Annotated in this window: 15 protein-coding genes; 5 read left to right on the top strand and 10 right to left on the bottom strand. The window is 41.6% G+C overall.

Features of this window, described 5'->3' with window-relative positions; genetic code table 11:
- Positions 1-145: 145 nt before the first annotated feature.
- Together ABIB50_RS19720 and ABIB50_RS19715 are read left to right on the top strand one after the other, a co-directional pair.
- Positions 146-1,255, top strand: coding sequence for a mandelate racemase/muconate lactonizing enzyme family protein (locus ABIB50_RS19720; RefSeq protein ID WP_429382570.1), 1,110 nt, complete (start codon positions 146-148; stop codon positions 1,253-1,255).
- 1 nt (position 1,256) lies between these two features.
- Complete coding sequence (locus ABIB50_RS19715; protein ID WP_429382568.1) at positions 1,257-3,503, top strand: alpha-L-rhamnosidase C-terminal domain-containing protein; 2,247 nt, start codon at positions 1,257-1,259, stop codon at positions 3,501-3,503.
- Here the strand turns inward: ABIB50_RS19715 and ABIB50_RS19710 are convergent, their stop codons facing one another.
- A complete protein-coding gene (locus ABIB50_RS19710; protein WP_429382567.1) occupies positions 3,504-4,877 on the bottom strand; it encodes a dipeptidase in 1,374 nt (457 codons plus the stop codon).
- A 153-nt stretch (positions 4,878-5,030) separates the two neighbouring features.
- Between ABIB50_RS19710 and ABIB50_RS19705 the strand changes: the two genes are divergently transcribed.
- Complete coding sequence (locus ABIB50_RS19705) at positions 5,031-5,987, top strand: GDSL-type esterase/lipase family protein (RefSeq protein ID WP_429382565.1); 957 nt, start codon at positions 5,031-5,033, stop codon at positions 5,985-5,987.
- 5 nt (positions 5,988-5,992) lie between these two features.
- Here ABIB50_RS19705 and ABIB50_RS19700 read toward each other — a convergent pair whose 3' ends face one another.
- The 6 genes from ABIB50_RS19700 to ABIB50_RS19675 all read right to left on the bottom strand — a co-directional run bounded on the left by ABIB50_RS19700 (position 5,993) and on the right by ABIB50_RS19675 (position 7,401).
- On the bottom strand, positions 5,993-6,148 hold the full coding sequence (locus tag ABIB50_RS19700; protein ID WP_429382563.1) for a hypothetical protein: 156 nt from the start codon (positions 6,146-6,148) through the stop codon (positions 5,993-5,995).
- A gap of 24 nt (positions 6,149-6,172) precedes the next feature.
- Positions 6,173-6,385 (bottom strand): hypothetical protein, encoded by a 213-nt coding sequence (locus tag ABIB50_RS19695; RefSeq protein ID WP_429382561.1) that lies wholly within the window; start codon positions 6,383-6,385, stop codon positions 6,173-6,175.
- Between the two features lie 36 nt (positions 6,386-6,421).
- Complete coding sequence (locus ABIB50_RS19690; RefSeq protein WP_429382559.1) at positions 6,422-6,667, bottom strand: hypothetical protein; 246 nt, start codon at positions 6,665-6,667, stop codon at positions 6,422-6,424.
- A 36-nt stretch (positions 6,668-6,703) separates the two neighbouring features.
- Complete coding sequence (locus tag ABIB50_RS19685; protein WP_429382558.1) at positions 6,704-6,949, bottom strand: hypothetical protein; 246 nt, start codon at positions 6,947-6,949, stop codon at positions 6,704-6,706.
- A gap of 100 nt (positions 6,950-7,049) precedes the next feature.
- Positions 7,050-7,199, bottom strand: a complete 150-nt coding sequence (locus ABIB50_RS19680) for a hypothetical protein (RefSeq protein ID WP_429382556.1) — start codon at positions 7,197-7,199, stop codon at positions 7,050-7,052.
- Positions 7,200-7,254: 55 nt separating this feature from the next.
- The gene (locus ABIB50_RS19675; protein ID WP_429382555.1) at positions 7,255-7,401 is read right to left on the bottom strand and encodes a hypothetical protein; all 147 of its coding nucleotides are present in this window, start codon (positions 7,399-7,401) and stop codon (positions 7,255-7,257) included.
- Between the two features lie 383 nt (positions 7,402-7,784).
- Between ABIB50_RS19675 and ABIB50_RS19670 the strand changes: the two genes are divergently transcribed.
- Entirely contained in the window at positions 7,785-9,221 is a 1,437-nt protein-coding gene (locus ABIB50_RS19670) for a tetratricopeptide repeat protein (protein WP_429382553.1), read from the top strand.
- Here the strand turns inward: ABIB50_RS19670 and ABIB50_RS19665 are convergent.
- The 3 genes from ABIB50_RS19665 to ABIB50_RS19655 form a co-directional block, all read right to left on the bottom strand.
- A complete protein-coding gene (locus tag ABIB50_RS19665) occupies positions 9,218-9,511 on the bottom strand; it encodes a hypothetical protein (protein WP_429382551.1) in 294 nt (97 codons plus the stop codon). The genes ABIB50_RS19670 and ABIB50_RS19665 overlap by 4 nt on opposite strands.
- A 190-nt stretch (positions 9,512-9,701) precedes the next feature.
- Positions 9,702-10,073 (bottom strand): helix-turn-helix domain-containing protein, encoded by a 372-nt coding sequence (locus ABIB50_RS19660; RefSeq protein WP_429382550.1) that lies wholly within the window; start codon positions 10,071-10,073, stop codon positions 9,702-9,704.
- A 162-nt stretch (positions 10,074-10,235) separates the two neighbouring features.
- A complete protein-coding gene (locus tag ABIB50_RS19655) occupies positions 10,236-12,527 on the bottom strand; it encodes an ATP-dependent helicase (protein WP_429382548.1) in 2,292 nt (763 codons plus the stop codon).
- Positions 12,528-12,691: 164 nt separating this feature from the next.
- On the opposite strand from ABIB50_RS19655, the gene ABIB50_RS19650 reads away from it, so the two are divergent.
- Positions 12,692-15,355: a glycoside hydrolase family 2 protein gene (locus ABIB50_RS19650; RefSeq protein ID WP_429382546.1), complete on the top strand. Its 2,664-nt coding sequence runs from the start codon at positions 12,692-12,694 to the stop codon at positions 15,353-15,355.
- Positions 15,356-15,424: the final 69 nt, after the last annotated feature.

Below are 15,424 nucleotides of genomic sequence, written 5' to 3'. Positions count from 1 at the left end.
AGGCGGCTAAAATTGAATTGTCGTATAACGACTTGTAGTACAGCAAATATAACGCAATTGTTTGAAGGTGCAAATTTAGTTTAGAGATTAGTTAATTGGTGATTAGAGATTAGTGGTTGTTATGATTATTTAACTATTTTCGTTGATGACATCACCCGTTATCATCACCCATATAGATATCTATCGTTTTAGCATCCCAATGGAACCGTTCACCATTGCAACGGGGACAATGGATCATGCACAAAATGTATTTATAAGGGTACATACCGATGCAGGTTTTTATGGCGTAGGCGAATGCTCTGCCTTCCCGATGATAGTTGGTGAAACCCAGGACACCTGCCTGGCAGTAGCGCAGGACTTTGCCAAACTATGGAAAGGTAAAGACGCGCTGGATATCCCTGCACGCCTGCAACAATTACATGATGCCATTGCAGGTAACGGAACGATAAAGAGCGCCTTTGATATGGCGTTGTATGATATCGCCGCTAAAAACGCGGGCCTGCCGCTCTATCAGTTTTTAGGCGGACAAAAACGCATGGTTGAAAGCGATATCACCATAGGTATAAGCAAGCCCGAAGCGATGGCGCAAAAGGCTATAGCTTTTAAGCAATCGGGTGCTAATATACTGAAGGTAAAATTGGGTAAAAACGCTGTTGAGGATGTGGAGCGGATTAAACAGATCCGTGAAGCTATAGGTTATGACCTCAAAATCCGTGTCGACGCCAACCAGGGCTGGAGTTTTGACGGTGCTGTTTTTGCACTACAGTCCTTGGGTAAATATGATATCGAGTTTTGCGAGCAACCCATGCGTACCTGGTATGATGATCAATTGCCGCAATTAATGCAACTATCGCCGGTAAAAATTATGGCTGACGAAAGTGTGTATAATCACCACGACGCACGCAAGCAAATTGAAAGTGGATCATGCCATTATGTGAATATAAAAATGGCTAAAGCCGGAGGGATCTTTGAAGCCAAACAGATCCATGATGTATGTGCCGGGCACGGTATCCCCTGTATGATGGGCGGGATGTTAGAGAGCCGTATTGCCCTAAGCGCTAAACTTCATTTTGTGTATAGTAGCCCCAATATCAGGTTTTACGATATGGATACCTGTATGCTGGGCCATTTGGTTGACCCATGCGTTGGCGGTGTAACCTACGATGGCTACAAGCTTAATATTGATGACAGGCCGGGCATAGGTGCCGATGCGGATGCTGATTTCCTAAATACTTGCGAACGCCTTACCATATAATATGCTCAAAAAATCTACCTGCCTGTTTGTAGTTTTATTAGTCAGTTTTGGGTGTTTTGCGCAGACGTTGCTGCAACCATCGGGTCTAATGGTCGATTTGGTTGCGGCCAGTAACTACCAATCAGTGAACGGCTATACCATCCAACCCTCGGCTGCCAATTTATTAAATCCAGCTGTGCAATCTGTTTTAATAGGTAATAAAAATCCGGCTTTTAGCTGGGAGATAAATAGTAATGCTGCCGGGATAGTGCAGGATGCTTATCAAATTTTAGTGGCCGATAATGAAAAGGCATTAAGCAACAATACAGGTAATGTGTGGGATTCGGGGAAAGTATCAAGCATACAATCTGCTGCGGTACTATTTAAAGGTGCCGGTTTAAAACCCAATACTACTTATTATTGGACGGTGCGGGTTTGGGCCACTAACCAAACCGAACCAGGCAAATATGCAAAGCCAATAGCTTTTTATACCGACAGTGTTTTAACAGATCATAAGCTGCCATCATACCCATCTCAAATCACCGATCAAAAACCGGTAGTATTTACCCGCAGTAACAATGTTTACTTTGCCGATTTTGGTAAGGATGCTTTTGCGCAGTTAAAGGTTAACTTGTTTTCTGATACGGATAATGAATCTGTAACCATCAGAATAGGCGAGGTGCTTGACGCTAATGGCAATTTAAGCCGTAAGCCGGGCGGCAATATCCGCTACGCGCAGTATAAAATTGATTTGCGCAGGGGCCTGCATACTTATAAGATCCAGATTAAGCCCGATGCTGTTAACACAAGGCCCGCCGCGGTAAAAATACCTGTATACATTGGCGAGGTTACGCCATTTAGATATTGCGAGATTGAAGGTTACAGCCATCGGCTAAAAGCGGAAGATCTAACCCGTCTTTTTGTGCATTATCAGTTTGATGAAGGCGCGGCAAATTTCCATAGTTCAGATTCTACTTTAAATGCGATATGGGAGCTTTGTAAGTACTCCATGAAAGCCACATCATATCTGGGGACCTATGTTGATGGCGACCGCGAACGGATTGCTTACGAGGCGGATGCTTACATTAACCAGCTGAGCCATTACGCGGTAGATAAGGAATACACCATTGCCCGTAAAACCAGCGAATATTTAATTTATCATCCAACCTGGCCAACCGAATGGATCCTGCAATCGGTATTAATAGCCTGGAACGATTATCTCTATACCGGCGATATCCGATCAGTAAAACACAACTATGATAATCTGAAAGCCAAGAGCCTTACAGCTCTGGAAGACTCAACCCATCTCATTAGTACGCTAAATGGGAAGGTAACTAAGGAGGTGATGGCTTCGATCTATTTTAACTCAGGCAGGCGACTTGAAGACATTGTAGACTGGCCGCATATCCAGGAAACCGATGGCTTTGTGTTTTGCAAGTACAACCCTGTAGTAAACGCATATTATTACAAGTCGCTTACGGTGATGCAAAAGTTAGCAGAAGACTTGGGGAATGTTGCAGATGCCGCGTATTACGGTAAAAAGGCCGTTGCTGTAAAGAAAGCATTTCACCAAATGTTTTTTGATCCTAAACAACAGGTTTATGTTGATGGCGATACTACCAAACATGCGTCGCTGCATGCCAATATGTTTGCGCTGGCTTTTGAGTTGGTTGATGCCAGGTATCAACCGAAGGTACTGCAGTTTGTCAAATCGCGCGAGATGGCTTGCAGTGTGTATGGCGCGCAGTTTTTGCTGGATGCTATCTATAATGCCGGTGGCGGTGATTATGGGCTGAGCCTGCTTACTTCAAAAAACGACCGTAGCTGGTATAATATGATAAAAGCAGGCAGCACTATCACCCTTGAGGCTTGGGATAACAAATACAAGCCTAACCAGGACTGGACCCACGCCTGGGGCGCCGCGGCAGGTAATATTATATCGCGTAAGCTAATGGGGATAGAGCCTTTGGCACCGGGTTGGACAAGCTTTAGCGTTAAACCACAGATAGGCAATTTAAGCCAAGCCAGTATTGATGTGCCTACTATAAAAGGGGCAATTAAAGCAAATTTCGTCCAGAATGAGAAATCGTTCCAGCTAAATATTTCGATACCTGCTAATACATCGGCACAGGTCCATCTCCCTATGAAAAGCAAAAAGTACCAGGTTTGGCAGGGAGATAAAAAAGTAAGATCACACACCGCCGGGCAATGGGTATTGCTTGACAATGTGGGATCGGGCGATTATCGCTTTAAAATTGAATACCTTTAATTACTCAGCGCTTAATTCAGCAAAATATTTATGGAACAAAGGGATGGTCTCAATCCCTTTGTAATAATTGTAAATATCATACTTTTCATTAGGCGAGTGCAGGGCATCGCTATCCAGTCCAAAGCCCATTAGCACGGTTTTAATCCCTAATTCAGCTTCAAATAAAGCAACAATAGGTATACTACCACCACCACGGGTTGGTATAGGTGCTTTGCCAAACGATTCGGTAATGGCTTTTTGCGCCGCGCGATAGGCAACGCTATCAGTAGGCGTTACAGCCGGTTCGCCGCCATGGTGCGGGGTAACCTTTACTTTTACTGATGCCGGGGCGATCTTTAAAAAATGGTCGGTAAATAGTTTAGTTATCTTTTCAGACCTTTGGTTGGGTACCAGCCGCATAGAGATCTTGGCGTTTGCTTTTGATGGCAATACGGTTTTTGCGCCTTCGCCAATATAGCCGCCCCAAATGCCGTTTACTTCTAAAGTAGGGCGGGTGCCGGTACGCTCAAAAGTAGTATAACCTTTCTCGCCCCAAACTTCGGCAATGTCCAAATCTTTTTTGTAGTCTTCCTCGTTGTACGGGGCAGCGTTTAGCTCTTTACGTTCCGCGTCAGTAAGCGGGATAACATCATCATAAAAACCGGGTATAGTTATATGGTTGTTCTCATCGTGCAGGCTGGCAATCATTTTTGCCAGTATAGTTGCCGGGTTAGCCACAGCGCCGCCATATACACCCGAGTGCAGGTCGCGGTTAGGGCCGGTAACTTCAACCTCTAAATAGGATAAACCACGTAAGCCGGTCTCCAAAGATGGGTTTTCCATACTGATCATCGATGTATCAGAGATCAAAACAACATCGGCTTTAAGCCGTTCTTTATTCGCTTTTACAAATATCCCCAGGTTGCTTGATCCTACTTCTTCCTCACCCTCAATCATTATCTTAATGTTACAGGGCAGGGTATTGGTCTGCATCATCAGCTCGAAGGCTTTTACGTGCATATAAAACTGGCCCTTATCATCGCAGGCGCCGCGGGCGTAGATCTTACCATCGCGTACGGTTGGCTCAAACGGCGGGGTTTTCCATAGTTCCAACGGATCGGCTGGCTGTACATCATAGTGGCCATAAACCAACACGGTTGGCTTTGCAGGGTCAATTATCTTCTCGCCAAAAACAATAGGGTAGCCGGCGGTTTGGCAAACCTCAACATTATCTGCGCCAGCATCCTTAAGCTTTTGCGCTACGTAATCTGCTGTTTTTAATACTTCGGGTTTATATTTGGGGTCTGCACTTACAGATGGAAATCTTAATAATTCAAAAAGTTCGTCCAGTAAACGTTGTTTATGTTGCTCTACGTATTGCTTTATATGCTGCATGCCGGTTAAATTTAAGGCAAATATAAGGCTTGTTTAAATAAGATAACTGCCCGTCCAAACTTTTGTACTTATTAATAATTACTTAATATTAGCCTTGGGAATTGGTTAGCGTTTTTGCCTATATTTGTGTTTAGTTTAAACTGTGATTAAATAATGAGTTATCGTAAGATAATTTTTCTTTCTGTTATTTTTTCCATCTTCTTTTTATCTGGTTACGCACAAGCCCCTAGTTGCAGTGCCGCCGCTAAATTTTATGGTAAGGATAGTATAAACGTAACTACGTTTGGCGCAAGTACTGTTGAAGGTGTTGGCGGTTTTTCTTTTCAGGAAGACTTGTTAAATAATATAGAAACATGTTACCCGGGTGTTATAGTTTCTGTAACAAAAAACGGGGTGTCCGGCGAGACGACTACACAGGGCCTGGCACGTTTCCCCGGCGCCATTGCAGGCCGCACCGGCTTTATCCTTATACTGATGGGCGCAAATGATGCTGTGCAATTAGCCAAAAAAGAACCTTATAAGCTTAGCGATACCGAAAGAAATATGCGGTATTATATAGAAGCATCTTTAAAAAATCATTTAATCCCTATTATAGGCACCATCCAATTTTATAACGACCAAAATAACCAGCTTTATAAAACTGCCAATTTGTATATCAACCAAATAAACGCGCTATATAAGCGCCTGGCGTTAGAGTATCATATATACGTAGCAGATGTAAACAGATCTCTGGGTCGCGATTTTTTTAACCTGTATCAGGATATTGTGCATCCTAATGCTGCGGGGTATAAATTAATAAGTTATGTTTGGTTTGATGCTGTTAACCGTGCAATTGAAGACAGGCTATTGGTTGTGGGGCTTAATCAAAATTATCCTAATCCTGTTATTGATCGTACCAGTATCGGGTTTAGCTTGTCGCAAGCCGGTAGGGTATTAATTAAGTTATATGGGATAAATGGGAAGTTTATCAAAACTTTACACGATTCCTATCAAAATGCGGGTTACCGTGTTATTAACGTCCCTTTAAATGAGCTTGATCCCGGAGTTTATATATATAGTATGCAGGTGGGCGGGCAGCTATTAAGTAAAAAAATGATAGTTACCCGGTAATCTTTTTAGTCGGCAGTAGCTAATCTTTTAGCGTTTCCGTCTGTAGTGCTATCAGTTACATTTTCAATTTTAACGTCGGCTTTGTTTTCTTTCCTGGTTAATGAAAAAGCGGTTACCCCGGTTGTTAAAAGTATTGCAGCTATTATTGCTATTTTTTTCATGATGATGCTTAAATTGGTTTGATATTAGAATCTGTCAGCGGTAGCCAGGTTGTTTTTCTCGCCCCTGTCAGCAGTAGCTAAGTTATTTTTCTCACCTCTGTCAGCAGTAGCCAGGTTGTTTTTCTCGCCTCTGTCAGCAGTTGCCAGGTTATTTTTTTCAGTTGTAGTAGCGGCAAATGAAGTAGTGATTCCTGTAGAGAATATGATTGCTAATGCTATGATTATTTTTTTCATCATCGTTTTTAATTAGGAGCTATTGTATAAGTTGGGTTATTATAATCTGTCAGCGGTTGCTAAGTTGTTTTTTTCGCCTCTGTCGGCAGTAGCCAAATTGTTTTTCTCACCTCTGTCGGCTGTAGCCAGGTTGTTTTTCTCACCTCTATCAGCGGTAGCCAGGTTGTTTTTTTCGCCTCTGTCAGCAGTTGCCAGGTTATTTTTTTCAGTTGTAGTAGCGGCAAATGAAGTAGTGATTCCTGTAGAGAATATGATTGCTAATGCTATGATTATTTTTTTCATCATCGTTTTTAATTAGGAGCTATTGTATAAGTTGGGTTATTATAATCTGTCGGCTGTTGCTAAGTTGTTTTTTTCGCCTCTGTCAGCGGTAGCTAAGTTATTTTTTTCGCCTCTGTCAGCGGTAGCCAGGTTGTTTTTCTCACCTCTGTCGGCTGTAGCCAAATTATTTTTTTCTCCACCTCTGTCGGCAGTTGCCAGGTTATTTTTTTCGCGGGTAGGAGTTGCAAAACTTGAAGCTACGCTTGTAGAGAATATAATGGCTGTTGCAATAATTAATTTTTTCATGATCTATTATGTGAGGGTGTTTTTTAGTTATAGTTGCTAGTTGCCTATGTATTATATAGGTATATAAAATATATGTAGTTGTTGCCTGGTATTGTAATAATTAGTCGGCAGTAGCTAAAGCTGCTCTGTTGTCGATTAAAACTTTAGATATAGTTACAGGGGCTTGTTTTACAGGTGCAGATGTTGTTTTTAACACTGAAAATATTCCGGCTGTTAATATGATTGTTGCTGTTAGGATTGCTTTTAACATGATTTCTATAGTTTAATATTATGTAATAATTAATAGGTATTGCTTGATATGTCAATTAGTCGGCAGTGGCTAATATGCTTTTTGCCGTGAATGGATTATTATAAAAAGACAGCGAGTCGGCTTGTACATTGCTCTTTTTAGCGCATGCAGTAAGCAAAACTATAAATAGGGCAATGACGAATGTTGGTGCGATTTTTTTCATAATATTTATGTTTTTTAATTTTTTAATTATTAAATGTATTATACGTTATTCGCATTAATTAATAGTTAATAACAATTGCACAACTATGTGTTTTGACCCTGTAAGCAGGTTGTTATTATTGACAATTTAAATGCTCTTTTTCCGTATGTTTTACTTTTATTTTTTCAGTCGTTTGTTTTTGCGTTAAATGATAGCCTGTATTTTTCGTTATTTAATTATTGATATTCAAATAGTTATCATTACAAATATAATTAGGTTTTATTAATTACAAAGAAAAATGCTATTTTTTTTTTGACGTCAAAAACATAGTTTTTTTGCCGATTAGAAAAATATACAATGTATTATTTATAACTTTCACCATAATTAAACGTAACAAGCATTTAATGAAGAAAACCTGCATAATTTTGCTCCTGATAGTTGTTTCAGTTAATATTTACGCGACCCCAACTTTACAACAAACTACAGGAAAAGATACGACAGAGGTTAACACATTAAATAAGAATGGCTATGATAATCGTTTAGCTAAACCAACGGAAACCATAATTGCCGCTAAAAAGGCTTTAGAATTAGCTGTAAAACTTGATTATAAAAAAGGAATAGCAGAAGCCTATCGTGTACAGGGAATAGGAGAATACTACTTAAACCGCCCGGATAGCGCCCTGAACCGCTACTTTGATGCTTTAAATCAGTATGAAAAGATAAACGATGAACTGGGTAAGGCTAAAGTTTTAAATAACATCGGCAATTTATACCAGCTTGTTGATTCTGAAAAAGCCTTAGAAAATTTTGGCAAAGCAGAAGTCATAGCCAAAAAATATAATCAAACAGCACTAATAGCATCATTACACCTAAATATCGGTAATATTTATAACCGAAAAACTATGTATAACAGTGCTTTGGATCATTATACCAAAGCCTATGCATTATTTACAAAATTAAATGACGTTGTAAATATGGTGCATTGCCTTGAAAATATGGGAGGTCTTTATTACTATCAACGCGATTATAAACGTGCGAAGGATCTCTTACTTCAAGCGTATCCCAAAGCGAAGGACCTGGATATGAACTCATCTATCGCAGCAATAAATATGACGCTTGCTGATATTTACATCGCAGAAAATAACTTCGACGAAGCTGAGAAGTATATCAAGGAGGGAAAATCTTATTCAGAGCTTATTCATAATGAAAAAGATATTTATGATTACAAGCACTCTTCATATGAGTTGGAAAAGAGACGGAAGAATTACGAAAAGGCTTTAGATTATTTAATTGATATTTATAAGAATGATAGTTCAGGATATAAATCAAATGTATCTACACGACTTAGCTTGTTGCAAAATGAGCAAAACCGACTGGTTAATTTTTACGCAGCACAAAAAAAGGAAGAGATTTCAAGGATTTATTTTTGGTCGGTAACCGTTACTGCCGGGCTATTGGTAATAGTTATTTTTCTGTTGGTTGGCAGTGTTAAACGTAAAGCCACCACCAATTTGCAGCTACAGGAGCTTAACGGTGAAATATCACGCCAAAAGGATAACCTTGACCGTATAAACCATCACCTTGAAGAGATCATTGACGAACGAACGAAGGATCTCCAGGTAAAAAACAAAAAACTTTCAGAATATTCATCTTACCTGTCGCACCAGATACGCGGGCCTATTGCCACCCTTAAAGGGCTAATGAATTTGGAGAAAGAAGGGCTGGTAGATAAACAGGAATGTATTACTATGATGGATAAATGCGTGTCAGAGATTGACGAAAAGATCATAGAAATGAGCGATATGTTGCATGATCCCGGAAAAACAGGCTTTAGTTCTTAAGCTAAACCGGGGAACGTTGCGTGGATCTGCGCCTCAAACAAACCAAGATACATACAATACCACGATATCATTTGTAAAATTAATAGCTGGCGGTGCTTTTTATATCCCTGGGTTTCAAAGGCTAATATTTTTTTGCCGGCAGTTACAAAAAAGCTAACTTCACCTTTACGTGGTTTAAATGTAGGTTGCACCACATCAAAAGCTTTAACTTTTAGCTTACTTTTAGAATCATGGATGGTAGCAGCTCCTGCTCCTTTAGTTTGCGATATTGCTATTAAGTAATTTGACATAATAGGTGTATTTAATTGATATAGGTTAGTATACAATTTTTACTCCAAAATATTTAAAGATGGTCTTTTTCGTTTAATACCAACTATATTAATCGATACTTAAATACTTTAAGCTTTGGTAAAACATTTAAGTATCGACTACTTCATAATAACACAATAGTGTCGTATTTATCGAACGCTTTTTTTGAAACTATATATTAACCGCTATTTTGGCGTTGCGTAACTCTTCATAAAGTAAGATCACTTTACGTTGCAGGTTAACAATCTCGGCCTCGCGTTCAAGTAATCTTTTTTGAACAATACTTAAATTAGATGGTGTTTGCTCAACCTCTTCTACATCTATAACCAATATCTGTACTACGTCAACCTCGTAAATATTTGCTATTTGTTCTAACCTCGATAGGTTAATATCAGTCACTCCTGTTTCGATTTTTGAAAAAGCCGGAATTGAGATCCCTAAACGGTTAGCTACATCTTCCTGGCTCCATCCACGCTGATGGCGAAAAGTACGGATGTTCTTACCAATCGTTTTGTTGGTTTTCTTTTTTTGGTTGTCGTTCATTTCAGTATAAATTAATTGTTAGGGTAAAGGGTCGTTATTACCTAACCAATTTATATGCCATGACGAAAATGCGCCTTAATTAAGGTGGAAACGCAAAATTTTAATTAATTGTGAATTTAATTGGGGAATTGCTTCTACAAAAAGTGGGGTATTTATTAATTATTAATTTATAATGCTGAGTTTCGCAAACTTCAACAACAATTGCTTTTGGCCAATTTCTTTAAAGAAAATTGTGGCTTTAATATCGGGTTTATTGCCTTCAAGGCTTAACACCTTGCCAAAACCAAAACGCTCGTGTTCTACTTCCATGCCTACCTGCAGGTTTGAAGTGTCAGACACCTTAAAGCCTGCCGATACCACGTGTGCCTTGGCCAAAATAGAAGTTGTTTTTGGCGGTGCCGATGGTGAGGTTGTTTTGGGCTTGGGTTTTGAAAATTTATCATCCGTACGGCTCCATGACGAGCGTTCGTCATCATAGTTCAAACTACCAACATTATTGGCCGGTTTGGCGGTATAATCAAGTTCCAGGTATTGCGCGTCAATCTCATCTAAAAAACGGCTCGGCTCGCAATTTATCAGCGTACCAAATTTAAAGCGGGAGGTAGAGTAGCTTAGTGATAGCTTACTCTCGGCCCGGGTTATAGCCACATAAAACAAGCGACGCTCTTCCTCCAGGTCGGTGCGCGAGTTAAGCGCCATTTGCGACGGGAACAAATTCTCTTCCAATCCCACAACATACACCTGCGGAAACTCTAATCCTTTAGATGAGTGGATGGTCATTAAAGATACCGTATCGGCATCTTTATTCTTATCGTTATCATCATTGGTAAGCAGGGCAATATCCTGCATAAACACATCAAGTCCCTTTTCTTCCAGGTCCTCGCGCTCGCTAAACTCTTTGATACCGTTAAGCAACTCCTGTATGTTTTCGTAACGGTTCAGTCCCTCTACAGATTTATCCTCGTAAAGGTCCTTTAAAAGCCCCGAGTGCTGCGCAATGTACAAAGCGGCCTCATAGGCGCTCTGCGATTTTGTAAGCACCTGGAAGCTCTGTATCATCACCGCAAAGCCGGTAACCGATGCGGATACCCGGCCTTCTAGGTATTTATCAGGCGCCGCTATCACTTCCCATGGGGTAATACCATGCTGGTCGGCGGCTACAATAATTTTATCAATAGTTGTATCTCCAATTCCGCGGCGTGGGTAATTAATAACACGTTTAAGCGCTTCTTCATCGTTAGGGTTAAAGGTTAACCTGAAGTAGGCTATCAAATCTTTGATCTCTTTACGCTGATAGAAGGAGAGACCCCCATATATTTTATAGGGCGTACCCAATTTACGCAAAGCCTCCTCCATCGATCGGGACTGCGCGTTGGTACGGTATAGTATGGCAAAATCATTCCAGCGCAAACCTTTGCTGGTGCGCTCGTACATAATGGCTTCAGCAACCAATTTGCCTTCCTCGTTATCACTAAAGGCGCGAACCACTTTTATTTTATCGCCGCTCTCTTTTTCAGAGAATACATTTTTTTTAAGCTGTTCTTTATTATTGGCGATGATGCTGTTGGCAACGTTTACAATGTTTTGGGTCGACCGGTAATTTTGCTCGAGTTTGAAAACTTTAAGATTCGGATAATCTTTCTCAAAGTTTAATATGTTCTGGATATTGGCGCCACGGAAAGCGTAGATACTCTGCGCATCGTCGCCCACCACGCAAATATTCTCATTAACAGCCGCCAGTTTCTTTACAATCAGGTATTGCGAAAAGTTAGTATCCTGATACTCATCAACCATTAAAAACTTAAACTTATGCTGGTATTTATGCAGTACTTCGGGGTATTGCTTAAGCAACTCATTGGTCTTGAACAACAAATCGTCAAAATCCATAGCACCGGCGCGGTAACAGCGCTGTACAAATGTTTGATAAATGGTACCCAGCATTGGGCGGTTTGATGATATATCGTCGGCCTGGATCTGGTCGTTCTTTTGGTATTCCATCCACGATACCAGGTTGTTTTTAGCTGCCGAGATGCGGTTCAGTACCAGGTTTACGCTATACAGCTTATCATCCAAACTCATCTCTTTTAAAATGGCGCGGATAACGCTTTTGCTATCGTCGGTATCGTAAATGGTAAAGTTATTGGGGTAGCCAATTTTATCAGCCTCAACCCGTAATATCTTGGCAAAAACAGAGTGGAAGGTACCCATCCAAATATTTTTTGCTTCGGGGCCTACCAGGTGGGTAATACGCTCACGCATTTCGCGCGATGCCTTGTTGGTAAACGTTAGCACCAGTATGTTAAACGGATCGACCCCGCTGCGAATTAAATGTGCTACCCTAAAGGTAATAACCCGCGTTTTGCCCGATCCCGCGCCGGCAATTATCATTACCGGGCCGTGTATTTGTTTAACTGCCGCCTGCTGTTCCGGATTTAATCCCGCTAAATAATCCAATGCTTTTCCCTCTTTTCTGTGAGCAGCGAAATTAAGGTTTTACCACGAAAGCCGAAAGGTTTTACTATCAATTTTAGTATGTATTTTTAATGCACCTGCCTTAAATAAATCGCCCGGTAATTATTTACATTTACAAATAATTGATGCCTTTAAACTAACCAACTATGCGCCTTTTTACAAAATACCGCCCTTATTTTACACCAGTTTGTTTGTCGCTATTTTTTATGGCGATGCTGCAAAACGCTTCGGCACAAACCAGTTATGAGCTAAATACGGGCTGGAAGTGTAAACCTATCGGCTCGGTATCAGCGCAAGGCGATCAAATATCTGCGCCGGGCTTTTCATTAACTAACTGGCAGCCCGCTGTAGTACCGGGCACTGTATTAACTACGCAATTAGCCAATAAACAAATCCCTGATCCATTTTACGGGATGAACAACAAGCTGATACCCGACATTTACAAAACCGGCCGCGATTATTATACTTATTGGTTCGTTAAAGATTTTAAAGAGGCCGCGCCAGACGCGGGTAACCAGGTCTACTTAAATTTTAGGGGGATAAACTATAGCTGCAATGTTTACCTGAACGGGCACCAGCTGAACGAGAAAATTTTTCAGGGCATGTTTTTGCGCCAGCGGTATAACATTACTAAATGGCTGGCAAAAAATGGCAATAACAGGTTGGCGGTTATCGTCTATCCGCCAGATCCGGTGGGCAACCCCAACGGCGGCCAGGGTGGCGATGGCACCATCGCTAAAAACGTAGGCATTCAATATACCGCCGGGTGGGACTGGATCCAACCTATCCGTGATCGTAATACGGGCATTTGGGATAAAGTAATTATAGAAAAAACCGGAGCCGTGCATATCATCGACCCGCATGTGGTAACATTAGTGCCGGGCGTAAGACAACCAACAGGGCCACAGCAGCCGGCTATTATACAGGTTAGCGCTACCCTTGAAAATGCTACCGGCAAACCCGTAACCGGCTATTTAAAATATAACCTGGATGGTAAACCTGTATCAAAAAAAATAACGCTTACCGCTAATTCATCTGCCGATGTGCAATTGGCCGATCATCAACTTAAAAACCCTAAGTTATGGTGGCCAAATGGTTACGGGCCACAAAACCTGTATAACTTAAAGCTGCAGTTTGTAACTGCCGCCAATAAAATATCCGACCAAAAAGATATTGAAGTAGGGGTGCGCCAGCTAACCAGCGAATGGAACAGCCATACTCAAAGCCGCCAGATAAATGTAAACGGACAGCGCGTGTTTATAAAAGGTGGTAACTGGATCGTGTCAGACGAGATGCTGCGTTTCTCTAAAATGCGCTATGATGCCGAGGTCCGCTTTCACCGCGATATGAACCTGAACCTGATAAGGGTTTGGGGCGGTGCGTTAACCGAGCGCCCAGAGTTTTATGAGGCTTGCGATAAGTATGGTATTTTGGTTTTCCAGGATATGTGGGGATCGGGGGATTGTAATGGCCGCTGGCCGGATGCCAAAAAACTGGAAGATCAGGCGGGCCGCCGCAAATACCCGGATGATCACGACTTGTACATCCGCTCGGTTGAAGACCAGGTAAAAATGCTGCGTAATTACGCCTCGCTGGCTATTTGGTGCGGCGGTAATGAAATCACCCAGCCTGATGATATATTGGCCGCTGTGCGCGATGTAATACTGCCTAAACTGGATAACACCCGCTGGTTTGTTGATTTCTCCAACTCGTTGGACATGGGCAAGACCGATAAAGGCGTTAACGGCGATGGTTCGTATAATATCCAGCCGATCTCGGTATTCTGGGCCAAAAAAACTTACCCGTTTAACTCGGAGGTTGGGTCGATGGGAATAAATGATTATGAAGGGCTTAAAAGATTTATCCCGGAAAAGAACATGATCATGCCCGAATATAATCCTGCAACCAAACGCGAACGGATCGACTCGGTGTGGCGCTATCATACTTACATCGGTTACGAAAATTATATCGATAAATACGGTAAACCAAAAAATGTTAAAGAATTTGCCGAAAAGGCTCAGCTGGTAAACTACGACCAGTATCGCGCCCTGATGGAAGGCTTTAGCTCGCACATGTGGGATTGGTATACGGGTACCATTATCTGGAAAACACAGAACCCATGGTCGGCCATGCGGGGGCAGATGTATGATTATTACCTGGACCCTAATGCCTGCCTGTACGGCCTGCACAGCGGCAGCGCGCCGGTGCATATCATGTTTAACCCTACGGATAGCACGGTTAGCGCGGTAAATAATACATTCATCGATCTTAAACGTGTTACCGCTACCATAACGCTGTATGACATGGAAGGCACAGCGACCCCGGTTACAACGTTGATAAAAGACATCCCGCAATCGGGCGTTATCAGCCTGTTGGATATTAAAAAAGAAGTAGCCGCAGCTGCTACAAGCAAAGGCGCTTTCCTTGCTTTAAAACTAACAGATGCTAACAAAAAGGTTATAAGCGATAATATCTACTGGCTGGCCGATAAAACAGGGGAGTACCCGGGCTTAAACGAAATAACGGCATCAAAATTAACCGTAACCGCTAAACAGGTGGCCAATGGCAAAATAGCCGTAACGCTAATCAATAGCAAACAAGCACCGGTAGCATTTTTTAACCGCGTATCGTTAATTAACCCGCAAACCAAAAAGCGCATGTTGCCGGTATTTTATTCGGACAACTATGTATCTGTTTTACCGGGCGAGCAAAGAACGGTTGTGATAGATTATAATTTGCCGGTGGTTAATCCAAGGGTTAGTGTTAGGGGGTGGAATTTGGTGGAGCGGTTGGTGGAGGTGAAAAAATAACATTATATGGGTCGTACCTACGGCACTTATTTATTTGTTTGTGAAAAGGAACCACGGGTTGAAACCCGT

Source organism: Mucilaginibacter sp. UYCu711 (genome assembly GCF_050433825.1).
GTDB lineage: Bacteria > Bacteroidota > Bacteroidia > Sphingobacteriales > Sphingobacteriaceae > Mucilaginibacter.
Note: the sequence above shows the minus strand (reverse complement) of the source record. Positions and strands in the feature narration are given on the sequence as shown.